We start from the raw sequence: 26098 nt of genomic DNA on the forward strand, positions 1-26098 counted from the left end.
ATCACCGATGCAGTCAATCTAGAGAAGGCATGAAAACATTGTCAACCCGTGCGTTGGTGTGATGTACTGTCTCCATCATGACGAGAGGAGGCCTCGATGGCGGAGTCACCGCAGGTCACTGCGGCCGACATTGCCCGGATCGCACGGGTGAGCCGGACCACGGTCAGTAACTGGCGTCGGCGCCACGAGGACTTTCCGCAGCCGGTCGGGGGGAGCGGGAACAGGGCCCTCTTCGACCGCGCAGGGGTGGAGGAGTGGCTCGCCGACAGCGGCCGCCTGCCCGAACGCGCACCGTACGAACAGCTCTGGGAGCTGGTCCGCGCGGACGTCGGGACCGGCGGCGACCTGGCGGAGACGGTCGCCGCCGTACAGGAGGCGCTGCTCGCTCTCTCCGGGGACGGCACCGCCCTCGACGGCCCGCTGGCCGGTGCGGTTTCCGGTGCGGTGGAGGACGCGGAACCGGCGCGGGGAAAGGCGGCGGTGAGCCCCCTGGGGGCGGATCTGCTCCGCGCCGTCCGGGACGGTGCCCCGACACCCGAGCGGGCCCGGGAACTCGCCGAGGAACTGCACGAGGCCTACCTGGACGCCCTGGGAGGCAAGGCGCACGTCACACCCGAGCCGCTGGCACTGCTGATGGCCGACCTGGCCGGGGTGAGCGGCGCCGAGGTGCTCGACCCCGCCTGCGGCAGCGGCACCCTGCTCCGCGCGGCCGTGCTGGAGGGCGCGGCGGGGGTCCACGGCCAGGAGCTCGCGACCTCCACCGCGCGCATGGCAGGGGCCAGACTGGCCCTGGCCGCCGGAGATGTGCCCGGCGGGGTGGTCGGAGGAGACTCGTTGACCGCTGACGCCTTCCCCGGACGGCACTTCGACGCGGTGCTGTGCAACCCGCCCTTCAACCAGCGTGACTGGGGGGCCGATCGGCTCGCCTACGACGAGCGCTGGGTCTACGGGGTGCCGCCGCGCGCCGAATCCGAACTGGCCTGGATCCAGCACTGCCTGGCCCACACCCGCCCCGGCGGCCGGACCGTGGTGCTCATGCCCCCGGCCGCCGCATCCCGCCCCTCGGGGCGGCGCGTCCGCCGGGAACTGCTGCGGCGGGGCGCCCTGCGCGCCGTGCTCGCCCTACCGGTGGGCGCTGCCGCCCCCGTGCACGTGGGACTGCACCTGTGGGTGCTGCACCAGCCCGACCCGGCGGCGCCGACCGCGCCCCGGGTGCTGTTCGTCGACACCGCCGCCGATACCGGAGACGGTGTCGAGCGGGAGGGCCCGAACGGTTGGGACGGTGACGCAGGCGAGCGCCGGCCGGTGGAGTGGGAGGAGCTGCGCCGGAGCGCGGTGCGGGCCTGGCAGGGCTTCCTCGACGCGCCGGACGGAACCGAGGACGTGCCCGGGTTCTGCCGGGCGGTGCCCGCGATCGAGCTGATGGACGACAGCGTGGACCTGACCCCGCAGCGCCACCTGCCCGTGGCCGCTCCCGAGGTGAGCGGTCAGGAAGCGCACAGATGGGCGGGCGAGGCGCGGCGAAGACTCCTGCGCGCCCTGGAGGACACCCGCTCCTCCGTGCCCGGGGAGGGGTGGAGCACACGGGAGGCGGGGGAGTGGCGGATGACCACCGTCGCCGACCTCGCCCGTTCCGGGGCCCTGGTACTGCACCGGGCACCGTCCTCCGGGGCGGGCCCTTCCCCTGCGGAGGAACAGGGCGACGGGGTCGGTCCCCGGGTACTGACCCTCTCCGACGTCCTGGGCGGCGGACAGCCGAGCGCACGTCTGGCCGCCGAGCCCGATCCCGAGCACGGGGAGCGGACGCGGGAGCGGGTGGAGGTCAGGCCCGGTGACGTGGTCGTCCCCTCGGCCCTGGCCAGGCGCGGCCCGTCCCGGTCCCGGGTGGTCTCCGACACCGATGCCGGATCCGTGCTGGGCGCCAACCTGCACCTGCTCAGACCCGACCCCGCGCACATCGACCCCTGGTTCCTGGCCGGGTTCCTGGAGGACGAGGACAACCTGCGCCGGGCCGGACTCGGCTCGACCATCGTCCGGGTGGACCTGCGGCGACTGGGCGTGCCCCTGCTGCCGTTGGCGGAGCAGCGCCGTTACGGCGCCGCGTTCCGGGAACTGCACGAGTTCCGAACCCGGCTCGACCGCGCCCGCGAGGCCGCCGGGGAGCTGGGCGAGTGGCTCACCAGCGGGCTGCGGGCGGGCCTGCTGGCACCGCCGCCCCCGGCTGCCGTGCCGGCCACGGAAGAGGTCACGGACATCCCGTGAATCAGACAGACTTGAACCGACCCCGCTGCGAAACCTCTGCGCCGCACACCCCTTCGGAAGGACTTCGGTGAATTCGAGTACCCATCAGGAGCTGGTGAGCTTCATCTGGTCGGTCGCCGACCTGCTTCGTGGTGACTACAAGCAGTCCGAGTACGGCAAGGCGATCCTCCCGTTCGTCGTGCTGCGCCGCCTGGACTGCGTCCTGGAGCCCAAGAAGAAGGAGGTGCTGGCCGCCCACGAGAAGTGGAAGGACAAGCCGGTCCACCACGAGTTCCTGCTCAAGGCGTCCGGCCGCAGCTTCTACAACACCAGCCCGCTCACCTTCGAGCGCATCGCGGCCGACCCCTCCCAGGCGGCCAACAACCTCGGCCACTTCATCAACGCCTTCTCTAACAACGCATACGAGGTGCTGGAGAAGTACGAGTTCCCCAACCAGATCCGGAAGTTGGACAACAGCGGTCTGCTCTACCAGGTGGTGGGCAAGTTCGCCGATCTGGACCTGAGCCCGGAGCGGGTCTCCAACGTGCAGATGGGCTACGTGTTCGAGGAGCTCATCCGCAAGTTCTCCGAGATCTCCAACGAGACCGCCGGTGAGCACTTCACTCCCAGGGAGGTCATCAAGCTGATGGCCAACCTGCTGCTGGCCCCCGACGAGGACTCCCTGCGCGGGCCCGGCGTCATCAAGGAGATCCTGGACCCGGCCTGCGGGACCGGCGGCATGCTCACCGAGATGCACGACCACATCAGGGCGCTCAACCCCGACGCCAAGGCGATGGTGTTCGGCCAGGAGCTCAACCCCGAGTCATGGGCGATCTGCCGGTCCGACCTGATGATCAAGGGCCAGAGCCCCGAGAACATCCGGTTCGGCAACTCCTTCAGCGACGACCGGCACCGCTACGGCAAGTTCGACTACATGCTGGCCAACCCGCCGTTCGGTGTGGAGTGGAAGAAGGTCAAGGACGAGGTCGAGGCCGAGCACGAGCTGGGCTCCTCGGGCCGCTTCGAAGCCGGGCTGCCGCGCATCAACGACGGTTCGCTGCTGTTCCTCCAGCACATGATCTCCAAGATGAAGCCGGTCAAGCTCGACGAAGAGGGGGAGAAGAGGGGCGGCAGCCGTATCGCCATCGTCTTCAACGGCTCCCCGCTGTTCACCGGCGCGGCCGGGTCCGGCGAGTCCGAGATCCGCCGGTGGATCCTGGAGAACGACTGGCTGGAGGCGATCGTCGCCCTGCCCGACCAGTTGTTCTACAACACCGGTATCTCCACCTACTTCTGGGTGCTGACGAACCGCAAGGACCGGGCCCATGAGGGCAAGGTCAAACTGATCGACGCACGTGAGCACTGGACCAAGATGCGCAAATCCCTGGGGGAGAAGCGCAAGGAGATCGGCAAGGAGCAGATCGCCGAGCTGACCCGGCTGTACGCGGACGCCCTAGGGGTTGCCGAGGACCCCGAGCACCCGCTGTACGGCAAGGTGAAGGTGTTCCGCAACGAGGACTTCGGCTACCAGCGCATCACCGTGGAGCGGCCGTTGAAGCTGCGCTTCGAGGTCACTGAGGAGACGTTGGTGGAATTGGCCGCCGCGTTGGATAAGAGCAAGACCACCGTCAAGTACGAACAGAAGACGGAGCTGATCGATGCGCTGAGGTCGCTGTTGGGCGGTGAGCCGTGCTTCAAGAGGACCGATTTCGCCGACCGGATGCAGAAGGCATTTGCTGAGGGAGGCGTCTCCAAGCCGCCGACTCCGGTGATGAAGGCCGTGTGGAACGCGGTGTCGATACGCGAACCTGAGGGTGAAGTACAGAAGAAGAAAAACGAGCCGGAACCAGACCCCGATTTGCGCGACTTCGAGAACATTCCGCTGGACGAGGATATCGACGCCTACATGGAGCGGGAAGTCCTGCCGCACTTGCCCGAGGCCTGGGTGGATCACACGAAAACGAAGATCGGCTACGAGATTCCCTTCACGCGGCACTTCTACGTGTACACGTCACCAAGGCCGCTGGAGGAGATCGATGCGGAGCTCAAGGAGCTTGAGGCCGAGATCCAGCGACTCCTGGGAGAGGTGACCAAGTGACCTGGGTATCAACGCGGCTCAAGTATGTGTGCGTGGATTCAGGGCAGTATGGTCTGAATATAGCATCGGATAGCTATTCCGATTTCGGGCCCCGCCTAATTCGGACATCTGACATTGATAAATATGGAGGGTTGCGGAGCGACGTAGAGCCTGTATACGTTGATGTCCCGTTGGAGCGGCGTCATCGACTTCAGCCAGGAGATATTCTTCTTTCTCGGAGTGGAACCTTGGGAAGATCGCTCTTGGTTCCCGAGGGGGTGCGAAATTCGACTTTTGCTGGCTACCTAGTTCGGTTTCGCCCAGCGGATGGCGTGGACCCACGTTTTCTGAACTACGCCTGCATGTCAATTCCATTTCAGGGGTTGATTCGTTCTGACGCTGTCTCTTCAACGATTCAGAATTTTAATGCAGAGCGATATGCGAACCTTCCAGTCTCGGTTCCTGGCGCTCGGGAGCAGCGGCGAATTGCTGATTTTCTCGATGCTGAAGTGGCCCACCTGGATGGAATTCGTGATCGAAGGATCCGTGTTTCTGATGTCTCTGTACAGCGACATCAGGCTTTGATTGATCTAGAGGTGGACGGGCTTTCCAGGAAATACGGAGTTTTGCCTTTTAGGCGTTTCATTGGTAAAGTGGAGCAGGGGTCGAGCCCGCAATGCGACAACTGCCCTGCTCCCGAAGGTGCTTGGGGGGTTCTTAAGGTCAGCTCTGTGAAGCTAGGGATATTTAGGTCGGGAGAAAATAAGCTCTACCCGGAAAATCCCAAAAGCATGGCTCGCTATGAGATTCGAGAAGGGGATTTTCTGGTCACGCGAGCCAATACGCCATCCTTGGTCGGTTCGGCTGCTCTGGTGCCTCGGGTGCGAGAAAGGCTTCTCCTCTCCGACAAGATATTCCGCGTATCTATATCCGAAGGGATTGATCCTCGATTTCTTGTTTTTGTTGCCAGTGGGAGTCGCATTCGAGGGATTTGTGCTATGGCTTCGCATGGGACTTCCCAATCAATGGTCAACCTAAAGTCTGAGGAGATCAAGGCCTGGCCGATTCCGAATGCTCCACTGGCTGAGCAGGTGAGTGTCTCGGAGAAGCTCGAAGAGAGCCGCGTGTTTGCTGATCAGATGAAGGTGTTTGCAGAGAGGCAAGTTGACCTCCTGGAAGAACGCAAGCGTGCCCTGATCACGGCGGCCGTCACCGGGCAGATCGACGTCACCACCGCGCGAGGAGCTGATGTGTCATGAGCCCCGTCTACGACGAGAGAACCTTCGAGGACCACATCGTCTCCTCCATGCTGGAGCGAGGCTGGTCCCAGGGCGCCAACCACCACTACGATCCCGCACTCGCCCTGGACACCTCGGAGCTGTTCGTCTTCCTCGGGGCGACCCAGGCCGATGTCTTCGAGGAACTCGTCACCCGTTGCGGCGGCTCCCGCGACAAGGCCCAGGCCACCTTTGCCAAGACCCTGGCCAAGCGCATCGACACCGAGGGCACCCTGCACGTTCTGCGCCAAGGTGTCACCACCGAGGGCCTGAAGTTCCGACTCGCCTACTTCAAGCCCTCGCACACCATCGCTGAGAATGCCCTTGCCGAGTACGAGGCCAACCGGCTCACCGTCACCCGGCAGTTGCGCTACGCCGCCAAGGACGGCGACCAGGGTCGCTCCCTGGACCTGGTGCTGTTCGTCAACGGTCTCCCCGTCGCCACCGCCGAGCTCAAGAACCCCCTCACCGGGCAGAACGTCAACGACGCCAAGCACCAGTACGCCCGTGATCGCGACCCGCGCGAACTGCTCTTCACCAAGCGCACCCTGGCGCACTTCGCCGTCGACCCCGAGCTGGTCTTCCTCACCACCAAGCTCGCGGGCAAGAGCACCCGCTTCCTGCCCTTCAACACCGGCTCCGAGGGGCCCGGCCGCACCGGCGGCGCGGGAAACCCGCCCCCCTCACCCGACCAGAGCGACTACCGCACCTCCTACCTGTGGGAACAGGTCTGGGACCCCGACAACTGGCTCGACCTGCTGGAGCGCTTCGTCCACGTCAAGCGCGACAAGGACGACAAGGGCCGCAGGCGCGAGACCGTCATCTTCCCCCGCTACCACCAGTGGCACGCCGTGCGCAGCCTGGTCGACCACGCCGCCCGCCACGGCGCCGGGCACAACTACCTGGTCATGCACTCGGCTGGGTCCGGCAAGTCCAACACCATCGCCTGGCTCGCCCACCGCCTGTCCTCCCTGCACACCCCCGCGGACCCCGCCCTGATGGACCCGGCCGCCGTGGCCAAGGGGCTGGAACCCAACACCCCCGTCTTCGACAAGACCGTCATCATCACCGACCGTTCGGTCCTGGACCGCCAGCTCCAGGAGACCGTGGGCGACTTCTCCCAGGTCGAAGGTCTGGTGGGGCGGATCGGCGGCAAGGGCGGCTCCAAGTCCTCCCAGCTCGCCGAGGCGCTGTCCACCTCCTCCAAGCGCATCATCGTCGTCACCCTCCAGACCTTCCCCGCCCTGCTGGACTACCTGCGGCGCGAGCCCACCGAGATCCGCGGCGGCCGGTTCGCGATCGTCGTGGACGAGGCGCACTCCTCCCAGAGCGGCGAGGCGGCCAAGGACGTGAAGAAGGCCCTGCGTGACCTGGGCCTGGACACCGACGACGACACGGAAGAGACCGCCGCCGAGGCCGCCCCCAAGTCCACCGAGGACGCCCTGCGCGAGTCGGCGGCCTTCCGGGGCCGCAGCGCCAACCTGTCCTACTTCGCCTTCACCGCCACCCCCAAGCACAAGACCCTCAACCTGTTCGGCGTCCGCAACGAGGCCACCGACAAGTACGAGCCCTTCCACACCTACTCCATGCGCCAGGCCATCGAGGAGGGCTTCATCCTCGACCCGCTGCGCAGCTACATCACCTACGGCACCCAGTACCGGTTGCTCAACGGCAACACCGACGACCCCGAGGTGGACGCCGGCAAGGCCAAGTCGGAGCTGGCCCGGTTCGCGCTGCTGCACGACTCCACGCTCGCCCAGCACGCCGAGACCATCGTGGAGAACTTCAACGCCGTCACCCGCAAGCAGATGGGAGGTAGGGCCAAGGCCATGGTGGTCACCCGCTCCCGCGAGGCCGCCCTGCGCCTGTACGAGGCTGTGGACAGCTACCTCAAGGACAGCGGAGCACCTGACCCCGGCGCCCTGGTGGCCTTCTCCGGCAAGCTCAAGAACAAGGCGGGCGAGGAGGTCACAGAGGCCTCGCTCAACCGCTTCTCCGAGAGCGAGCTGCCCAAGCGCTTCGCCGCCACCCGCGCCGACGACCCGGCAGCCGTCGCGCGCAACGGCAAGGAGTACCGGCTGCTCATCGTGGCGGACAAGTACCAGACCGGCTTCGACCAGCCTCTGTTGACCACCATGTTCGTGGAGAAGTCGCTCAAGGGTGTGGCCGCCGTGCAGACCCTGTCCCGGCTCAACCGCACGCACCCCCTCAAGTCGCAGAGCGACCTGCGGGTGCTGGACTTCGTCAACGACGGCGAGGACATCAAGGCCTCCTTCCTGCCCTACTACGAGCAGGCGGTCACGGCCGAAGCCGACCCCGACATCCTGCACACCATCGCCCACCGGGTCATGCATGGTGTGAACGTGTTGGTCAAGGAGGAGCTCCAGGGCTTCGCCGACGCCTTCCACCGGCTCGACGCCGACCCCGGGGCCGACGACCTGCGCAACCACCCCGAGCTCACCCGGTTCACCGGTACGGCCGTGGAACGCTTCGCCGCGTTGCAGAACAGCGAGGACGAGGCGGACCGGGACGACGCCGACCTGTTCCGGGCAGACCTGAACGACTACGTCACCAAGTACGCCTTCCTGTCCCAGGTGATGCGTTACCCCGACGCCGATCTGGAGCGCCTCTACCTCTATGGCCGTTTCCTGCTGCGGATGCTGCCCGCGCGCAAGGACGGCGGGGTGGACCTCGGGGAGGTGGACCTCAGCCACCTGAAGCTGTTCCGCAAGGCGGAGGACGATCTGCGGCTCCAGGCGGAGGGAGACCAGGAGCTGCCCGGCTTCTCCGATGGTGCGGGCGGTGCCCACGAGGCGAAGAAGGAGCTGTTGTCGGAGATCATCGAGGTCTTCAACGAGCACTTCGGCCACGAGCTCAGCGAGGCCGACCGGCTCATGATGGAGGAGCGCTTTCAGACGGTCATGGCCCAGCCCGACGTGGAGATGGCCGCCGTCAACAACGATGAGGGCGCCTTCCGGCACGCGTTCGAACCGGCGATGAAGGACGCCGTGATGGAGCGGTACGAGAGCGGGGTCGAGTTCACCGAGCGCTACTTCGGTGAGCAGGACTTCCAGAGCTCCATCAACCGGGCCATGAGCCGGGCTGCCTACCGGTTGCTGCGCCAGCGCAACGGCCTCAGCACCGTCTGAGCCCCGCCCGCCCGATCTGCGAAGTGTTCGGCCCCGCCTGCTTCGAACCAGCAGGCGGGGCCGAATCGCGATGACCCTGTTCCCGGGAAGGCCAGCGACCGCTGACGGCGCCCCCAGGGTCGGGGCCGTTGGCGAGCGGGCTGGTGGGGAGGTTCAGGCGTCCTTGGCGGTGCCGATGAAGGCCTGCCACTCGTCAGCAGCGAAGAAGAGCGCGCCCAGTTCGCGGTGTTTGGTGTCCCGCACTCCGGTGACCGGCCCCTCTGCGACCTCCACGCATTCACCACGGTCGTTGGTGTAGCTCGCCTTGTGCCATGGTCTGGTGGGGACACACGCGACCTCCACGCAGTTGTTGTCCCCTCCGCTATAGCTGGACTTGCACCAGTGGATCATCGGAGCTCCCTTGCCAACGAGTCGATGAAGTCCATCGTGTCAGATGGTGACAGAGCGGACTTACGCAGGCTTTCGAACGCGTCCCTGTAGCGACTGACGCTTTCGGCGCTTTCCAGATACAGGTCGCCCATCATGCCCTCGATGTAGACCACATCGGGGTACAGCTCTGCCGGGAACGAGAAGATCGTGAAGGCGCCCTCCATGGCTGCATGTGTACCAGCCTGGAAGGGAAGCAAGCGCAGGGTTGCTGTCTCGGTTCTCGCGACCTCACGCAGAGTTCTGAGCTGTTCGCCCATCACCTCTTTGCTGCCTACGTTTCGCCTGATCACGGCCTCGTTGAGGATGAAGTCCAGGTGTAGGGGCTTCTCTCGTTCGAGGATTTTCTTGCGGGCCATACGGGCAGAGACTCGACGCTCAACGCTTTGTACGTCGTAACCAGGGCGCAGCGCCTGGATCACGGCGCGTGCGTACGGCTCGGTTTGAAACAGGCCCGGAACCAGCTCTGAGGAGTAATACCGGATGAGGTGGGCCTCATCCTCCAAGGCGACGAACGATCCCGTGAAGACGTCCTGATAGGTGGTCCACCATCCGCGTTTCTTGGAATCCTTCGCCAGTTGGATGAGGGCTTCTCGCTGAGGGCTGGCGACTCCGTAGAGATCGAGCAGCCCTTGGATATCCAGCCAGTTTACGCGAGGGCTGCGTGCGTTCTCCAAGCGGAAGAGCTTGGAGACATGCCAGTCCATGCTGGCGGCGACCTGCTCTTGGGTCATCTTTGCTGCGGCGCGGAGCTCCCGCAGGTCTTGCGCGAGTCGATATTGCCGCACGGTGGGGATCGGATCAGCCATCGCATCCTTCGTTCATCAACGTCGTAGCTTCACTCTGCCATGCCCTTGAACTGCGCTTTTGTTTTCAAAACGGACCTTCTGGTGCTTTCTGCGCGCCTTTAAGTTGCAGGCTTGTAAGTTGATGCCTGCTGGGTTTTACTGTAGTCGGCTCCACACACTCTGTGGCTCAGAAGGAGATGTCGGAGTCTGCTCAGTCCCCGGCGGAGCACTGTTCACCGCCGGTACAGCCGCCGCCCTCGTTGGCGGCTGGCATGAAAACGGGCTCTGGGGGCGATTGCAGCGCCCCCAGAGCCCAGATCGACAACACAAGACCCATGTGCATAAGGAGTTGTGCGTCATGACCATTGTGCCGCGTCCCCGCGTGCCCTTCCACACGCCCACCCCGGGTTTCCAGGGGCGGCGCTGGCCCTCCCGCGTCTACCCCGGAGACCTCTCCCAGACCGCCTGGGTGCGCGAGGACCTGCGGGCCGACCTGTTCCGCCTGGAAGACCTGTGCCCCGACCTGGCCGAGACCATCACCCTCTGCGCCAGCGAGATGTTCGCGAACGCCGCCGACCACTCCCGCTCCGGCCAGCCGGGCGGCCGCGTCATCCGGACCCTGGCCATGCCCACCGTCCGCACCCTGCACCTGTCGATCGTCGACGACGGTGCCCGGGCCGACGCCCCCACCAGCCCCCAGATTCCGCGCCAGCGCACCGTGGCCGAGTGGGAAGCGGCCGAACGCGGCCGGGGCCTGCTGATCGTCGACGCCCTGGCCGCCCGGTGGGGGAGCCGGGCGGTGGTGGACTTCCCGTTCTGCGCCGGTCTGGGCACGACCGTGTGGGCCGAGTTCACCCTGCCCGCCGTGGCCGCCCCCACCGGCGGGGAGACCGTCCGATGAACGCCGAACCCGTCTCCGCCGGAGTGCGCGCGGTCCTGGACGCGCCCAGGGGGCGGCGCTTCCCGCGCCCCGGCTCCCCGCCCTCTCCCACCCGGGAACAGCGCCTGCTGGCCCAGATGCCCGGCAACCCCCGGGTGGCCTACCGCCAGGCACACGGCCAACTGCCCGCCTGGATGCACGTCCACGCCGCCCGGCTGGCCGAACACGATTCCCACCCCTCCGGAGAACCGCACCGCCCCTCGCCGACACCGCAGCGCACACCAGCGCCCGCCGTTCCGCGTCCCCGGCCCGCACCCGACGAGGGCCCGCTCCAGCCCCGGCCGGTGCGCCCACCGCTGCCGCGTCGTCCCCGGCGCCCGAACAGCCACCGCAAACCCCGCCGCCCGGGCCGCGCCGCCTGGCGTCTGACCGGCTACACCCTCGCCGCCCTGGCGGGGGCGCTGGCCCACCACCTCACGGCGGTCCTGCTGTAACGGCTCGCTCGCGCCCTCACCGCACGGAAGGCCGCGCCCGGTTCCAGAGCCTGGCGCGGCCTTCCTGGCCACGGTCGAGTGCTTGCGGATTCGTGAGCGTGACCGTGGGTGCGAAGCCACCTGAAAGCCCGTCTCCGACTCCACCACCCACAGCACAGCAGGTCTCATCGCCGAGTTGGAGACGAACGCGGCGTTGGCGGTCGCCGCCCGATACGGCTGCCGAGCAAGTACGGATCGCTCAGCTGACGAACCTCGAGGAAGGGCCACGGGGTGCGTGCGGCGGTGCTGAACGCGATGGAGGCTGGTTCGTTGCTGGTGAGCAGGGAGAGGAAGAGTTTGTGCGAGATCACCAGCAAGGGACCCTGCCGATCCATGAGGGCGGACAGTTGGGTGTGGGCACACGCGGCCCGTTCACTCAACTCCTGTAGGGATTCACCATCCCCGTACCGGCTGGTGGGGTCAAGGGTTCGTCGCACGCGCCAGCGGGTGTAGTCCTCGGGGAACTCGTCGGGAGGTAGCCCTTGGACAGCAGTGGGGCTGCGCCACTCCCGGAGGTCGGGGACGACCTCCAGCAAGGGGATCCCGGAGTGCTCAGCCAGGAGTTCGGCGGTCCGGAGCGCGCGGGGCAGAGGGCTGGAAACAATAGCGGCCACGGGTGGCAGGTGCTGCGCGGCGGCAGCGGCATCTCTCCGGCCCCGGGGTGAGAGTTCCGCATCGTCGGGTGCGTGGTAGCCCGGACGGTGTCCGACGTAGTGTCCGTGCCGCATGAGGTAGAGGTCAGCCAAGAACCCACCCTCCATCCACGCGCAGGGTCTGGCCGGTGATGAATCCGGCCTCGTCACCGGCGAGAAACGCGACGGCGGAGGCCACGTCCTTGGGGTGTCCGCGACGCCGTACGCACTGGCGGGCGAGTTGGCGCTTCTCCATGGCGCCGGGATCGGGGACGACGTTGCCCTCGGCAGGCACTCGGATGGAGCCGGGCGCCACGCAGTTCACGGTGATGTCGTGTTCGCCGAGTTCGCGTGCGAGTGCGCGGGTGAGCCCTTCGAGACCGGCCTTCGCCGTGACGTAGTCGGCCAGTTCGCGGCGGCCGGTGTGGGCCAGGACGCTGCCGACCGTCACGATGCGGCCGTGGCCGCGGGCGCTCATCGCCGGAGCGGCGGCCTGGGCCAGTAGGTGGTGGGCGGTCAGGTTGAGGGACAGGCACTCGTCCCAGCGGCCCGGGGTGAGGTCCGCATGGGGTGTTCGGGGGTAGTCTCCGGCGGCAGTGACGAGGATGTCCGGGGCTCCCATCTGGTCGTGGACACGCTCGTAGAGGGCAGAGGCGGCCCGGGTCGAGCGCAGGTCCGCTGCGAAGGCTCTGGCTTCTCCACTCATGCTTCTGATCTCCTGGGCAATTTCGCGGGCGTCATCGGGTGCGTCGAAGTGGGCCAGCGCCACACGGGCACCGGAGTGCGCAAGCGTGCGGGTGATGGCCGAGCCGATGCCTCCGGTGGCTCCCGACACCAGCGCCAGACGGCCGTTCAGTGGGTAGGCCATGAGGACTCCGTGAGGTTGAAGAAGCTCCAGGGTGAGAAGTCGGGGGCCATGCACTGCGCGAGCTTGGCGAGCAGGTACAGCCGCTGGTCCGGTGCCAGTTCGGCCAGGTTGAACACGCCGATGATCCGCATCGCGAGGTAGGGGCGGAGGGCATCGGAGAGGGCATGTCCAGGGAAGTAACGAGCGGTGAGCGGGCGGACGAGCCGTTCCCAGTAGTGGCACAGCGCCCGCCGTCGTGCGAGGGCGAGCCGGTCGGTGAAGCGGACGTGGACGGTGTCCGCCTGGAGGTGGGTACTGACGTGTGGCGTGTTCGCGGGAACGCGGTCGAACGTGGCGGGATGCTGGGTGAACGCCTCCGGGTTGAGAGTGGGGACCAGCCATCCCCCGAGGACGGTCATGTAGAAGCTGAAGTTGGCGATCTCTCCCGCGATGGCGTTGCGCCCGGCGGTGTCGTAGTCGAGCCAGGCGAGGGGAACGGCGAGGTTGACGTCGGTCGGGTCGCCCTGGCTGATCACGCTCCAGACGGGAGAGTCGAATGCGGTGCGGGGCCAGCGGAGCGTTCCGGACCAGTCGAGCTGGTAGTGGCTCCCGTTGACGTACAGCCCCGTCCGCGCCAGGTCACTGAATCTCGGCCCGTCCACGGTTCCGGTCAGCGGGAGATCATGGTCGGCGTAGTAGTGATCGAGTCGCCCTCCGGGTAGTGCCCGGTCTCGGTAGAGCTTGCCGACCACGGCGGAGGGCGGACTCAGCTCGGCGGTCTCAGTGAAGGCGCGCAGATAGGTGCCGGTCAGTTCCCGCATGTAGCCGTCCAGGGGCGCGTGGTCGGCGGTGTCGGGCGCGTTGAGCAGGTCCAGGAGCAGCCCGCGGTCGGTGTCCACGGGCAGCCGCTCGTACACCAGGACGGTGCGGCCGGGGAGACGGGCGCGGTGGTGGAGAGCGGGCACCGGGTACCAGTCGCTCAGCAGACGGTGGCCGCGTACCTCGGCGCGGGCCTCGTCGTGGTCGGGCATGCACTTGGCGATGAGGCGCCGTCGCGGGGTGTCGATCGGATAGAGCAGGTTGCGGGTGAACCTCAGCGGGGTCCCGATACGTGGGAGCAGATTCAGTGCCCTCATGCGCCACTCCGTTCCAGAGCGAGCAGAGCGGTGTCCGCGAGGAGATCCGGGGATATCGCGGACAGCGGGGCGCGTCCGTTGTTGTCGGTGTCGTCCAATCCATCGCGTACCGGGCACATGTCCCGGAGGTGCATGCGTTCGGAGAAGGGCGTGGCGAGCACGTGGTGATGGCCGAGACCGGTTCGCCATTTGCTGTGGGAGTGCCGCCCGTACAGCCCGATGACCTCGGCCCTGGCCGAGACGAGCGCGGCCAGGTGGGTCAGCCCGGTGTCGTTGCCCAAGACCACGTCGCAGCGGGCGAACAGGTCCATCAGGGTCGCCAGGTCGGCGCCCGTGACCGATTCGGTCTGGACGCCAGCCGCATCCGTGGGCGGTCGGGGAGCCGACTTGTCGTGGCCGGACACAAGGAGGAGCCGCACATGACGGCTGGACCGCTGCCCGATGATTCGAGCGGCGTCGGTGAACCGTTCGGCTCCGTAGTCCTTGCGGCCGGGCCAACTGGTCGCGGTGACGGCCGCGATCGTCAACGCCTCCCCGGCGGGCTCAGCGGCACTGCGGGCCAGGGGCGGCAGGAACGGCGGCTCGCCCGGCAGCCGGAGGCCGATCCGCTCCTCCAACCCCAGGTAATAGCGCGCGGGCAGGTGGGTGTGGGCGCGTTGGCCGTCGTCGCGGCAGTGGGCCCGCTCCGGATAGCAGAGGAGGACGTGCTCGTCCTCGGTCGGCCGGGCCAGCTGCACACCGGCGTCGTCGCCGATGATGAGCCGTGGAGAGCAGCCGCGCGAACAGGCTGTGCTCGTTGTCGGGTACAGGCACCCGTACCGGCCCAACGAGCTGATCGGGACGGTACGTCCGAGCAAGGTGAGCGCGTCGGTGACCGCGGCAACCGCGCCGAAGGCGAGAAGGGAGTCACCCAGCTTGCCGTCAAAGGCCACCACGACCCGAGCGCATCGGTCCAGGGCGCTTCGGAGCTCGGGGTCGGGTGCCTCGGGAAGGACGGCACCGACGGGCGTCACGGACCGGTCATAACCGAGCGGGATGCTGAGCACCTGCTCCGGTGTGTAGGCGGTGTTCCCCCAATGCCGGGTCACCAGGGGCACGACCGGGCTCATCCGTCCCGTCCGATCCGGGTGAGGGAGACGAGGGGCAGACCGGCCTCTTCGAGGATGGACCTTGCCTGGTACCGGGTGTCCTCGGCCAGGCACACCGCAGCGACCGGGTGCGCCCCGTGACGGCGTAGGGCCTGGGCGAGGTTCACCAGGGTGATGCCGGTCGTCACCTCGTCGTCGACCAGGACGTAGCCGTGCCCGGGAGCGATTCCGTAGGCGAACACGTTGGGGCGGTTGGCGTGGCCCTCGACGAAGTGAACGGCGCCAGGCAGGGGAACGCGCACCTTCCACGCGAGCTTGTACGGGAGCCCCGAGGCCATGCTCACCGCGAGCGCCGGCACGATGCCGCCCGCGTCCAGACCGAGGACCGCGTCGGCGCCCGAGACGACAGGAACCGTGCGGCGCAGAGCTTTCCACAACAGATGTCCTGCGTCGGAGAGTTGGTCCGGGGAGACCGCTGACCGGGCACCGTCGAGATCGTGCACCACCCGTTCGGGTCGACTGCTCGGCCCCGCGTCCAGTCGCGCCACGACCTCGGCGTGAAAGCCCGTGCTCTGGGTGACCGCTTCCATGGTCTTCCTCTCGTCGGACCGCTCTCAGGCGGCACACTGTCGTTCGTGCCAGGTGAGCAGCCGGTCCACGGCCGTCTCGATCGCGCCGAGCACCCGGTCTCGGTCCGTGTCCTCCCGATGGGCGGAGATGACCGCAGCCAGGGGAGGGAGATCGAGAGGGCCGAGCCCGGGCAGCCGTCGAACGGCCTCGGGAACGATCTCGTCGCCGCTCACCCACACCGACTGCTCCCGCAGGAGAAGACGGCAGAGCAGGACCAGGTGCTTGTAGAGCGGGCGGACACGGCCGCGCCCGGGATCGTGGCGCAGCCGCCGCGTGGTCGCGACCGCGTCGGCCAGGGCGGCGGGAGTACCGCGCTCCACCTCCCCACGGGAGACCACCGGCAGCCGCAGGCCAGGGCTGGCCAGAAGCGCGGGGCTTGCTTCCTGGAGCATGACCAGGGCGGCGAGCACCCGATCGGGGAGGCGGCGAACTTGGGCTTCGGAGACGGGGAGGACCGTCGCGCCCAGGTGGATACCACCACAGGCCAGGAGCGTCGACCGGTACTCGTCGATGGCTCGCATGACCCGTTCGCTGTGTCCGCTCTCGGTGATGGCGAGCAAGTCGACGTCGGACCAGCCCTCCTCCCAACCGCCGTTGACCGCGCTCCCGGTCAACGCGACGAGGCACTGCTCGTCTGGCAAGGCGGACAAAGACTCCACGAGTCGGGAGGTCGCCCCCCGCACCGCTGCGGGCAGCCGGAGCTCCTGGGGCGGGATGGTCTTGACCCGTGCCGTGGTCGGAGGGTTGGCCAGGCGCCTAAGTCCGCCGTGCAGCCGGGTCACGCTGCCGGAGTTGTCCAGGACCTCGTCAGCCGGGATCCGGTCCGCGCCCCTGCTGGTCTTGATCCGGTCCTTCCCCTCCAGGGCCTGCCGGGTACCTCCCGAGCGCACCAGTCGCACCACGAAGGGGACGTCGACGTAGACCACCCGTAGCCGCTCACCCATCAAGGACTTCAGAGCCGCGATCGACTCGGCCCTGTGCACGGACTCGATGGTGATCAGTTCGACGTCCACGTGAGCGTCAGTGAACCGGTTGAGCTCGTCCAGGAGCAGTTCCGCCTGACGCATGGGCGACAGGGCATAGGGATCGGCCAGGCCCTGGCGGGCGGCGGCCTGGGTCAGCAGGAAGCCGATCTTGAACCGGACGGCGTCCTCGTCCCGGCTCAGGAAGATTCCCGATGTGCTCTTGCCGCACTCACTCAGGCCGCCCAAGGCGATGACCGGGGGCAGGTTGGGGTTCGGGGAGGGGCGGGTGTCCGCGCGCACCGCCGTGCCGTAGAGCTTGAACCGCGCCCCGTCGGGCAGCCGCCTCCGACCGGCGACGACGTCTTCGGACAGGGACCCGAGCGCCTCGTGCAGGTCGTGGATCTGGGCTTGCACTCTGGCCACACGGGGCTGGACACCAGGGTCCTCGTCCGCCGCCAGCCGCGTGTGGTGCAGCCGCAGCACCGTCACCGACAGCCGGTCGACCGCGGAACTGAACGGCTCGGTGTGCATCGGCGCGGTCACGGCGGGGGCCACAGGGCATTCGGCGGCAATCACCTCGTCCAGGCGCTCGGCGTAGCGGACGCGGTCCATGTTGAGCTGGTCGATGACGCGCTTGCCATCGGCCACCCGCGCAGGGTCGGACGCCTCGACGCGCACGCCGTCCTCGGCTCGCCACAGGCGGTGGTTGGTGTGGTGGAGTCCGCTGACAGCTTCGTCGAACCGGGTGCGTTCCTTGGTCGGGAGTAGGGCCAGTAAGGCGGCAAGGGGTTCGTTGAGGGGAAGAGGAGGAGGGTTCACGGCGAACATCCGTTCTTCACGGGGTGATTGATCGAGGGGGCGCTGACGTCGTGCGCGTTGAGGATTCTGCGGAGGAAGGCGTGCGTCGCGTCGATGCCGTGAGTCCGTCCGGAGACAACCTCAGCGAACACGCCTCGATGCGCCATGTGCAGGAGCACGCGGTGCAGGCGCCGTTGGTAGTCGAGGTAGACGCCGACCCACGGGCGACCCTCACGTTGTTGGGCGATGTCGATGCTCTGCTCCACGTCGAGCGCGGGGAGCAGCAGGATTGAGAGCTCTGGTGGGCGCGGTTCGTCCGTGTCCACCAAGGCGAGAACTCGGGTCCAGGCGGCTTCGACGGTGAGCGACTCCTTGACGGCGCAGGTAGCGACGGCCGTGGCGAGGAGCATGTACCAGCCGCGGTCCAGGAGCCCGATCTTTCCGGGAGGGCGGGCTCTGGCTCGGGCGGTGTGGCTGGAGAACAGCATGCGGGTCAGCTCCTCCGTGGTGGAGGTGGTGAACCACCAGGTGCCGTATCCCGGGCCCGAGACACGGGCCCAGGTGGCCGGATCGTGGCGGTGAACCGGACCCAGGTCGTGGAACCCGTGCCAGCTGTCCGCCAGCATGCGCACCTGCGTCGACTTGCCGCTGTTGTCGGGGCCGTTGAGGCTGACGAAGTCGGTCATGGCGCCTCGTCCGCTGCGTCTTCCTCGTTCACCAGTGCCAGCAGGCCGTGGATGTTCGCCTGCGCGAATTCGGCGAGTCGGGGCGGTAGGAGATGGAGTCCCGCGAGGGCGTCTCGTGTGGCGGGGACACGGGCCACTTCGTAGGTGCCGCGTCCGGGCTCGGTGAACTCGGCCCCGGTGCGGTTGGTGAGGTCCATGGAGGTCAACCGTGCGATGAAGACGTGTTGGATTCCGATACCGCCGGGGAGGTCGTCGGTGATGACGAGGACCTGGCGGACCCGGTCGATTCGACCGCCGAGCTCCTCCAGGACCTCACGGTGCAAGGCCGCCTCGACACTGATGTCCTTCGCCTCGACCCCGCCTCCCACGGCGACCCAGTAGGGCTCCTGTTCGGGTTTGGTACGCCTGATGAGCACCAGCCGCTGCTCGCTGTCGAAGAGGAGGACGCGAGCGCTCTGCTTCACGATCTCGGTCATGTTCACTCGTTCCACGTCGTGTTCTGGAATAGGAGGTCAGGGCAGGCGGAATCCGCGTTCCAGCAGGAGGCGGGTATGCCGCTCGCCCAGAGCGCGCAGCATCACTCGGGGACCGGTGAAGGAACGACGGCCGTGCAGCCAACGTGTGTTGTCGAGGATGAATCCCTGGCCCTTGTCCAGGCGCAGGACCATGGTGTGCCGGTCCATGACCTCCCGGAGGATCTCGACGTGGCGAACCGTGCGGGGAGCGAAGCGGATGAGTTCGTCAAGCCTTAGCCGGATGGTCCACGTTTCTGGTGCGGCAGGTTCGAAGACCGCGCCGACGTATCCGGAGGAGCCTCCGAAGTAGGCGGTCCGGGGCGCGGACAGCGCACTCCACGTCTCCGGGGCGGCCAGGGACAGCTCCTCGGCCACGGCCCGCCCGTCGATGAGGACGCTCTCGCCTCCGTGGTGCGCCGGAGTCAGGCACATGAGCATGAGGAGGTGCGGTGGTCTCGGTAGGCACGACCGCTCCGTGTGCGGGAGGAGTTCGGAGTCGGTGAATCCGAGTTGGCCGGCCCCGGGGCTCCCGTCTCGCGTGTGCAGCAGGGTCAGGCCGTCAGGGCCGCTGTCCGGGTGCGGGTAGAGGACGGCTAGATCACGCACCAAGTCGGCGAAGGCGGGGCGGCTGGTGATCTCGCTGAACGTCGCCAGACCTCGATCACGTAGGGCGGACGCCAGATGTGGGTGGAGGTCGGTTCTGCGCGGGTCGACTCGGTGCCGCTCGAAGGAAGCGTCGGTGTCGACGGGCAGGGGAGGTGTCGTCTTGTACACACCGCCCAGCTTCACGAATACCGGGCGATGAGGCCAGTGACAATCTGTCAAGGCGCGACCTGCCCGAGACCGGGTACGCGCCTGCTAGCTTCACTACCGTCGAACCCCTACGCCGTCGAAAGCGAGCCACTGTGTCCGACGCCCCCTACGCACCGCGCACGTTCCCCGTCTCCGTCAAAGGCGTCGTCGTCCGTGACGGGCGGGTACTGCTGTTGCGCAACGAGCGTGACGAGTGGGAGCTCCCCGGCGGAAAGATCGAACTGGGGGAGACCCCGGAGGAGTGCTTGGCCCGGGAGATCGAGGAGGAGACGGGCTGGCCGGTCACGGTGGCGCAGATCCTCGATTCGTGGATGTACCACATCACCCAGGTCGACAAGCACGTCTTCATCGTCACCTACGGCTGTCATGTGGACTCGGACGCCCCGGTCGTGGTCTCCAGCGAGCACAAGGAAGCCGGGCTGTTCACCAAGGACGAGGTACCCCGTCTGAAGATGCCGGAGGGGTACAAGAGGTCGGTTCTCTCCTGGTTCGTCCAGCCGGACACGTGACCGCTTCGACCTCCACCCGCTGGCTGTGGCTGCTACCCGAAGCACGTCGGGCCCTGGAGACCCGGGAGCTGGCGGTGATCCTGCGTTGCTACCGCAAGTTCGCGGGACTCTCGCAGGTGGCGATGGGTGAGCTTCTCGGATACGACCCCTCCTATGTTTCCCTGCTGGAGCGGAGCCAGCGCACCATCAATGACCGTCAGGGGTTGTCGCACATCAGCCGGGTCCTGGGCGTTCCGCCGCACGCCCTGGGAATCACCAACGACGAGGACGCGGACTTCCTCGCCGCACTGCAGTTCGGGGAGTCGACGGTACGGCTCGCTGAGATCGCTCGGCAGGCGGGGCGCGCGGCGGAGGCGGTCGAGGAACTGTGGCCGTTGGTGGTCCGGCTGGAGGCACGCCTGAGGGAGGGACGGGTCGACTACGGGACGGCTTCTCTGTTGGCACGGGCGCGGGCAACGCTCGGCACGTCGCTGGGGCACGTTCTGCCGGAGGAGCAGTTGTACCTGGCCGCGCGATGGACGGGCGGTGCCATGCGGCTCGCTCGGCATCTGGACGAGGGTGACTTCCTCGGCCACGTGCTGCGTATGCACGGCAACGAGCTGAGGAAGGCGGGCCGACCGGGAGCCGCTATCGCGCGTCTGGCTGAGGCAGCCGAGCTCTCGCATGACGAGGGGGAGCGAGGCCAGACCTTCGTCCTTCTTGCACGTGCGGCCGGAGAGCAGGGGGACGCAGCCAGGCACGACGAGGCCGTAGCCACCGCCGACCTTCTCATGGACGCCGCGGGGCCGAGCGGAATCCTCTTCACCCCCTTCTCCCTGCGCGAAGTGCGCGTGCGAGGGCTCCTGGGAACCGGGCGCGCATCTGCGGCAGCGGAACTGGCCCGAGCTCGCCCAGGATCGGGAGAGACGCCGGCGCCTCAGTGGGCGGCTATCGAAGCCGTCACCTCCGCCGACGCGCTGTCCGAGGTCGGGGACCTCACCAGTGCGCACACTTTGTACAGCGAGGCGTTGTCCCTTGCCACACGTCTTCGATTGCCGCACCAGATTCAGCGCGTGGTGCGGAGCACCGCCAAACCCGGGCTCGAGGAAGTTCGGGCCGATGCCTTGGCACGCTTGCACGACCTCACCCAGCATCGAACAACGGCCGGTTCGCTCTCTCACTGATGCAGCGCTGCAGATGGATTCAGAGGAACAAGAGAGAAGGCTCCGTGAGCGTGATCGAATACGAGGCCAAGGTCTTGGACATCGACCCCGAAAAGGTGGCCCGGCTCATTCTCGACAAGGGCGGTGCTGACCTGGGTGAGGTGCTTCAGCGGCGCTACGTGTACGACATCGAGCCGGGGGACACGTCGCGGTGGGTGCGTCTGCGCGACACCGGGAGCCGGGTCACGCTCACGGTGAAGGAGATCGACTCGGACGCCATCGGGGGCGCTCGGGAGACCGAGACGGAGGTCGGTGACTTCGAGACCGCCAACGCGCTGTTGGGCAAGCTCGGTTACACGCCCAAGGCCTACCAGGAGAACCGGCGGCACAGCTTCACGTTGGACGGTGCCCAGTTGGAGATCGACTCCTGGCCGCGGATTCCCGCGTATCTGGAGATCGAAGTGGACAGCCGTGCCGAGGTGGTGCGGGTGGCCGCGCTGCTCGGATTCGACGAGTCGTCTCTGACGGGTGAGAACACCACCAAGGTCTACGCCCGCTACGGCATCACTCTGCCGGAGGTCACCGACCTGCGCTTCGGTGCGGTCTGACGCCATCAGCTCAACGTGTGCTTCCGGGCACGGGTGATCGGGGAAGGGCTCGCCGTCAGCGACGAGCCGCACGAGGCTGGCTGGTTCACCGCAGAGGAGATAGCCGGGCTGGACATGCACCACACCCAGCGCCTGCGCGTGGAGCACGCCTTCAGGAAGGGTTCCGCCCACGCCGGATGAGCTCGCTGCGCGGAACGCCTCGGGCAGCGCATCCGAGCCGGCCCCTACCCGCAGAGGAAGACTCTGACCAGGAGTAGGACTTCCCCGCACCGTCCTCGAAACCGGGCGGGCTCCGGAGGGAGTGTTCGGGGGACGGTTCCACGCCCGCGCCGCCCAGCGGGTGGTTCGCACGACGCGCTTCCTGACCGTCGCCGCAGCCTGGATGTCCGATTGGGGACCATCAGCCGCCGGTCCGGCTCCGCACCCCCGTAGGATCGCCACCGGAGGACACGACAGCCGCGTGGCCGGGCCGGGGAGGGTGGCGGCCGCGCCCGAGGTGGAATGGGGCCCGGTGCACGACACACCCGAGCGGATCGCCGACCGCTACGAAATCACCGAGCCGATCAGCACGGGCGGAATGGGGCAGGTCTTCCGCGGCTACGACACCGTCCTGGACCGCCAGGTCGCGGTCAAGGTCATCCGGCCCGACCTGCTGGGCGAGACCGCCAAGTACACGGAGATGGCCGCCCGGTTCCGCCGTGAGGCGCGCATCACGGCCCGCATCGAACACCCCAACGTGCCCGCGGTCTACGACGCGGCCGTGGACACCGACAAGGGGCTGCTCTACCTGGTCATGCAGCTCGTGCGCGGGGTCCCACTGGGCGACGTCATCAACGAACACGATCCGGACCCGATGCCCGTCGCGACGGCGGTCGCCGTGGCCGCGCAGATCTGCTCCGCGCTCTCCCACGCCCACGCCGTCCCCGTCGTGCACCGCGACCTCAAACCGGGGAACGTCATGGTCGCCGAGGACGGGACGGTCAAGGTCCTGGACTTCGGCATTGCCGCCGTCCTGCGCACCGACATGACCCGGATCACCATGACCGGCAGCCAGCTGGGAACCTGCGCCTACATGCCCCCGGAGCAGGTCCTGGCCGGAGGGGTCAACCCGCGCAGCGACCTGTACTCACTGGGCTGCGTCCTCTACGAGGCCCTCACCGGCCACAAGGTCTTCTCCGCCGACTACGCCCCCTTCGCCCTGCAGCGGGCACACGTCGAGGAGCGGCCCCGGCCACCGTCCGTGCACCGCCCCGAGCTGCCCCAGGACCTGGACCGGCTCGTCATGGACCTGCTGGCCAAGGACCCCGAGGACCGGCCCGCCACCGCCCAGGACGTCTACGAACGCCTCGTCCCGCACCTGCCCCAGTCCGACCCCTCCGCCCCCGACGAACCCCTGCCCCCCGGAGCCCTGCCGGACCCCACCCGCCCCTACCGGCGCCCCATGGGGCCCCGCCCCAAAGCGGCCGCCCCCGACCCGGACCACACGCTGCCGCCCACACTGGTGGAGCCGACCGGCCAAGCGGTGCCGGGGCTGGCCCCCGGGGAACTGGCCGAAGCGGACGGCCACGCCCAGGCGCTCATCGACGAGGGCCGCTTCGCCCAGGCCGTGGGCGTCCTCGACGACGTCATCCAACCCGCCTCGGCCGCTCTGGGCGCCGAGTCGGCACAGGTCGTCGAACTGCGCCTCCTCCGGGCCAACGCCCTGGCCATCAGCGGTGACGCGCGCCGCGCCCTACCGGAGTTCGGCGACCTGGCCGACATCCTCGAACGCCAGGCCGGACCGCAGGACGAGCGGGCCCTCATCTGCCGTCAGCAGGCCGTGTACTGCATGGCGCAACTGGGTGAGAACACCCGGGCCCTGCGGGAGGCCGAGCATGTGCTGGACCGGTTCCGCCGGGCCTTCGGGGAGACCTCCGAGGACGCCCTGGACCTGCGCCTGGAGATGGCCCTGTGGCGCCTGCGCTCGGGGGACGCCGAACGCGCCGCCGCGGAACTGCGGCCGCTCTACTCCGACCTGTGCGCCGCCTACGGCCCCAAGGCCCCCGAAACCCTCCAGGTAGCCGACCTCCTGGGCAGACTGGGACACGACCGCGGCTGAGCCCGGCCCCCAGCCAGAACCGAGCAGCCCCAGCCAGAAGGAGACCCTCCTCCATGCCCCAACTCGCCCTGGGAAAACAGTTCTTCGAGAGCGGTGAGTACGACGAGCTCCCCCCGTCGGCGCGCAGGAACGTCCGGCTCGCCATGGAGAAGTTCAGTCTCCTCACCCACGCAGAGCTGAAGGTGGACAAGGGGCTCAACTTCAAGCCGCCCACGCGTCGGCGCAGCCGGAGCATCTTCACCTTCAGGGTGGACAACTTCTACCGGGGGGTCGTGCTCGCCCCCGAGAGCGGCGACAGCTACCTGCTGCTCAAGGTCATGAACCACGACCCCGCCTATGAGTGGGCCAACAAACAGGACGCTGGCGTCAACCGCCTCACCGGCTCGGTGGAGATCTGGGACGCCGAAGGACTGGAGCGCCTGACCCCCGACCTGGAGGAGCGCGCCGCTCCCACCGATCCCGAGAAGCGGTTGTTCGCCAACGTCTCGGACGGCGACCTCACGACCCTGGGCATCAGTGAGAAGGTACTGCGGGCGGCACGTACCGTCGTGGACGCCGACGCCCTCGTCGACATCGTCCCGTTCCTCCCCGAGGACCAGGCCGAGGTGCTCCAGTACCTGGCCGCCGGCTTCACCGTGGAGGAGGTCTGGCGCGACATCGTCGCCCACCGCCCCTCCGGCGCGGTCAGCACGGACCTGGACACCGCCATCCGCAACACCCCCACCCGGGTGCGCCTGGTCTCCGGCCTGGACGAGCTGGAGGACATCCTCTCCCAGCCCTTCGCCGCCTGGCGGACCTTCCTGCACCCGGCCCAGCGCAAGATCGCCTACAAGGCCAGCTACCCCGGCAGCTACCAGGTCACCGGCGGCCCCGGCACCGGCAAGACCGTGGTGGCCATGCACCGGGTCAAACACCTGCTGACCTACCTGCGCCCCGACGAGCGCATCCTGCTCACCACCTTCACCAACACCCTCGCCACGGCCCTGGGAACGGGCGTCCGCCAGCTCGTGGACGATCGGGGCTCGCTGGAGCGGATCACGATCAGCACCGTCAACGCCCAGGCCAGCCAGGTCCTGACCGAGGCCAACGGCGGACGTGCCTCCCGCTTCGTCAGTGACCTCCAGGAGCTCGACCGCTGGCGCGGAATCGTTCAGGAACAGGGACTGGAGTGGACCGCCGAGTTCCTCCAGCAGGAGTACCGGCACGTCGTCCTCGCCCAGCGCCTGGACACCCTGGAGCAGTACCAGGCCGCCACCCGCAGCGGACGCGGCAGCCGACTGGCGGCCGCCCAGCGCGAGCGGGTGTGGAAGGCCATGGCCGCCTTCACCGAGGGCCTGGACGCCGACGGGGTGCAGACCCACCTGCGCGGTTGCGACCTGGCGGCCCGGGCCCTGGAGGAGAGCGGGCCCCGATTCCGGCACGTGGTGGTCGACGAGGCCCAGGACCTGCACCCCGCCCAGTGGCGGTTCCTGCGCGCGGCCGTGGCGCCCGCGCCCGACGACCTCTTCATCGGAGGCGACCCCCACCAGCGCATCTACGACGCCAAGGTCTCCCTGAAGGCGCTGGGAATCAACGTGGTGGGGCGCTCGCAGCGGCTGCGCCGCAACTACCGCAGCACCCAGCAGATCCTCACCTGGTCCCGACCGCTGCTGGACGGGGAGAAGGTGGAGTCCCTGGCCGACGGCGGCACCGAGTCCCTGGCCGGGTACCGGTCCGCCCTCCAGGGGCCCAAACCCACCACGCACGCCGCCGACGATCTGAACGGGGAGCTGGACGCACTCGTGGAGCGGGTGCGCGACTGGATCGAAGCGGGGATCGAGCCCTCCTCGGTGGCGGTCGCCGTTCGCGCTGGCTGGGTGGGGAAGAAGGCCGTCGCGGCCCTGACCGGTGCTGGGATCGCCACGTGCGCGCTGCGCGAGGCCGACGACGACACCCCTGGTGTGCGGGTGGGCACGATGCACTCGCTCAAGGGGCTGGAGTTCCGGTGCATCGCCGCGTTGGGGATCGCCGACGGGTCGGTGCCCAACCCCAAGGCGATCACCCCGCAGGAGGTGGACGAGCTCCAGCACAGGGCGGACATGATGGCCGAGCGCTGCCTGCTCTTCGTGGTCTGCACCAGGGCCCGGGACCATCTGCACGTGTCCTGGCACAGCAGGCCGAGCCCGTTCCTGGTGGAAGCGGGTATCGCCTGAACCGGGCGGCGGGCGGTACGGAGCATCCGTACCGCCCGCCGCCCCGGGCTACGCTCGCCCGCTCCAGT

Annotated in this window: 23 protein-coding genes; 12 read left to right on the plus strand and 11 right to left on the minus strand. The window is 68.0% G+C overall.

The window, feature by feature from the left end; translation table 11 throughout:
- The first annotated feature begins 96 nt into the window (after positions 1–96).
- From ACUKCB_RS03985 to ACUKCB_RS04000, 4 genes are all read left to right on the plus strand, one after another.
- Entirely contained in the window at positions 97–2262 is a 2166-nt protein-coding gene (locus tag ACUKCB_RS03985; RefSeq protein ID WP_473039095.1) for an N-6 DNA methylase, read from the plus strand.
- Positions 2263–2329: 67 nt separating this feature from the next.
- Positions 2330–4339, plus strand: coding sequence for a type I restriction-modification system subunit M (locus tag ACUKCB_RS03990; RefSeq protein WP_473039096.1), 2010 nt, complete (start codon positions 2330–2332; stop codon positions 4337–4339).
- Between the two features lie 32 nt (positions 4340–4371).
- Complete coding sequence (locus tag ACUKCB_RS03995) at positions 4372–5577, plus strand: restriction endonuclease subunit S (protein WP_473040915.1); 1206 nt, start codon at positions 4372–4374, stop codon at positions 5575–5577.
- Positions 5574–8744, plus strand: a complete 3171-nt coding sequence (locus ACUKCB_RS04000) for a type I restriction endonuclease subunit R (protein ID WP_473039097.1) — start codon at positions 5574–5576, stop codon at positions 8742–8744. The genes ACUKCB_RS03995 and ACUKCB_RS04000 overlap by 4 nt, the downstream gene beginning before the upstream one ends.
- Positions 8745–8897: 153 nt before the next feature.
- On the opposite strand, the gene ACUKCB_RS04005 is transcribed toward ACUKCB_RS04000, so the two are convergent.
- Positions 8898–9134 (minus strand): DUF397 domain-containing protein, encoded by a 237-nt coding sequence (locus ACUKCB_RS04005; RefSeq protein WP_473039098.1) that lies wholly within the window; start codon positions 9132–9134, stop codon positions 8898–8900.
- A complete protein-coding gene (locus ACUKCB_RS04010; protein WP_473039099.1) occupies positions 9131–9979 on the minus strand; it encodes a helix-turn-helix domain-containing protein in 849 nt (282 codons plus the stop codon). The genes ACUKCB_RS04005 and ACUKCB_RS04010 overlap by 4 nt, the downstream gene beginning before the upstream one ends.
- Positions 9980–10316: 337 nt before the next feature.
- Here ACUKCB_RS04010 and ACUKCB_RS04015 point away from each other — a divergent pair, with 337 nt between their 5' ends.
- Positions 10317–10859: an ATP-binding protein gene (locus ACUKCB_RS04015; RefSeq protein WP_473039100.1), complete on the plus strand. Its 543-nt coding sequence runs from the start codon at positions 10317–10319 to the stop codon at positions 10857–10859.
- Entirely contained in the window at positions 10856–11332 is a 477-nt protein-coding gene (locus tag ACUKCB_RS04020) for a hypothetical protein (protein ID WP_473039101.1), read from the plus strand. Before ACUKCB_RS04015 ends, ACUKCB_RS04020 begins: the two co-directional genes overlap by 4 nt.
- 164 nt (positions 11333–11496) lie before the next feature.
- On the opposite strand, the gene ACUKCB_RS04025 is transcribed toward ACUKCB_RS04020, so the two are convergent.
- From ACUKCB_RS04025 to ACUKCB_RS04065, 9 genes are read right to left on the minus strand one after another with little or no spacing between them, the layout of a single operon-like run.
- On the minus strand, positions 11497–12117 hold the full coding sequence (locus ACUKCB_RS04025; protein ID WP_473039102.1) for a histidine phosphatase family protein: 621 nt from the start codon (positions 12115–12117) through the stop codon (positions 11497–11499).
- Positions 12110–12871 carry an SDR family NAD(P)-dependent oxidoreductase gene (locus tag ACUKCB_RS04030; protein WP_473039103.1) on the minus strand — a complete coding sequence of 254 codons (762 nt, stop codon included), beginning with the start codon at positions 12869–12871 and terminating at the stop codon, positions 12110–12112. The genes ACUKCB_RS04025 and ACUKCB_RS04030 overlap by 8 nt, the downstream gene beginning before the upstream one ends.
- The gene (locus ACUKCB_RS04035; protein ID WP_473039104.1) at positions 12856–13986 is read right to left on the minus strand and encodes a hypothetical protein; all 1131 of its coding nucleotides are present in this window, start codon (positions 13984–13986) and stop codon (positions 12856–12858) included. The genes ACUKCB_RS04030 and ACUKCB_RS04035 overlap by 16 nt, the downstream gene beginning before the upstream one ends.
- A complete protein-coding gene (locus ACUKCB_RS04040) occupies positions 13983–15083 on the minus strand; it encodes a glycosyltransferase family 9 protein (protein ID WP_473039105.1) in 1101 nt (366 codons plus the stop codon). Before ACUKCB_RS04040 ends, ACUKCB_RS04035 begins: the two co-directional genes overlap by 4 nt.
- Before the next feature lie 8 nt (positions 15084–15091).
- The gene (locus ACUKCB_RS04045; RefSeq protein WP_473039106.1) at positions 15092–15664 is read right to left on the minus strand and encodes a phosphoribosyltransferase; all 573 of its coding nucleotides are present in this window, start codon (positions 15662–15664) and stop codon (positions 15092–15094) included.
- A gap of 24 nt (positions 15665–15688) precedes the next feature.
- Positions 15689–17497, minus strand: a complete 1809-nt coding sequence (locus ACUKCB_RS04050; protein WP_473039107.1) for a DUF4254 domain-containing protein — start codon at positions 17495–17497, stop codon at positions 15689–15691.
- Entirely contained in the window at positions 17485–18153 is a 669-nt protein-coding gene (locus tag ACUKCB_RS04055; RefSeq protein WP_473039108.1) for a hypothetical protein, read from the minus strand. The genes ACUKCB_RS04050 and ACUKCB_RS04055 overlap by 13 nt, the downstream gene beginning before the upstream one ends.
- Positions 18150–18629, minus strand: a complete 480-nt coding sequence (locus ACUKCB_RS04060) for an NUDIX domain-containing protein (RefSeq protein WP_473039109.1) — start codon at positions 18627–18629, stop codon at positions 18150–18152. The genes ACUKCB_RS04055 and ACUKCB_RS04060 overlap by 4 nt, the downstream gene beginning before the upstream one ends.
- Positions 18630–18665: 36 nt before the next feature.
- Positions 18666–19442: a TauD/TfdA family dioxygenase gene (locus ACUKCB_RS04065; RefSeq protein WP_473039110.1), complete on the minus strand. Its 777-nt coding sequence runs from the start codon at positions 19440–19442 to the stop codon at positions 18666–18668.
- A gap of 131 nt (positions 19443–19573) precedes the next feature.
- Between ACUKCB_RS04065 and ACUKCB_RS04070 the strand changes: the two genes are divergently transcribed.
- The 6 genes from ACUKCB_RS04070 to ACUKCB_RS04095 all read left to right on the plus strand — a co-directional run bounded on the left by ACUKCB_RS04070 (position 19574) and on the right by ACUKCB_RS04095 (position 26030).
- Positions 19574–19990: an NUDIX hydrolase gene (locus tag ACUKCB_RS04070; RefSeq protein WP_473039111.1), complete on the plus strand. Its 417-nt coding sequence runs from the start codon at positions 19574–19576 to the stop codon at positions 19988–19990.
- Positions 19987–21153 (plus strand): helix-turn-helix domain-containing protein, encoded by a 1167-nt coding sequence (locus tag ACUKCB_RS04075; protein ID WP_473039112.1) that lies wholly within the window; start codon positions 19987–19989, stop codon positions 21151–21153. Before ACUKCB_RS04070 ends, ACUKCB_RS04075 begins: the two co-directional genes overlap by 4 nt.
- Before the next feature lie 44 nt (positions 21154–21197).
- Positions 21198–21740: a class IV adenylate cyclase gene (locus ACUKCB_RS04080; RefSeq protein WP_473039113.1), complete on the plus strand. Its 543-nt coding sequence runs from the start codon at positions 21198–21200 to the stop codon at positions 21738–21740.
- Positions 21741–21755: 15 nt separating this feature from the next.
- A complete protein-coding gene (locus ACUKCB_RS04085) occupies positions 21756–21920 on the plus strand; it encodes a hypothetical protein (RefSeq protein ID WP_473039114.1) in 165 nt (54 codons plus the stop codon).
- Between the two features lie 331 nt (positions 21921–22251).
- Entirely contained in the window at positions 22252–23838 is a 1587-nt protein-coding gene (locus ACUKCB_RS04090; protein ID WP_473039115.1) for a serine/threonine-protein kinase, read from the plus strand.
- A gap of 53 nt (positions 23839–23891) precedes the next feature.
- The gene (locus tag ACUKCB_RS04095) at positions 23892–26030 is read left to right on the plus strand and encodes a UvrD-helicase domain-containing protein (protein WP_473039116.1); all 2139 of its coding nucleotides are present in this window, start codon (positions 23892–23894) and stop codon (positions 26028–26030) included.
- The last annotated feature ends 68 nt before the right edge of the window (positions 26031–26098 follow it).

Source organism: Nocardiopsis moroccensis (genome assembly GCF_055763695.1).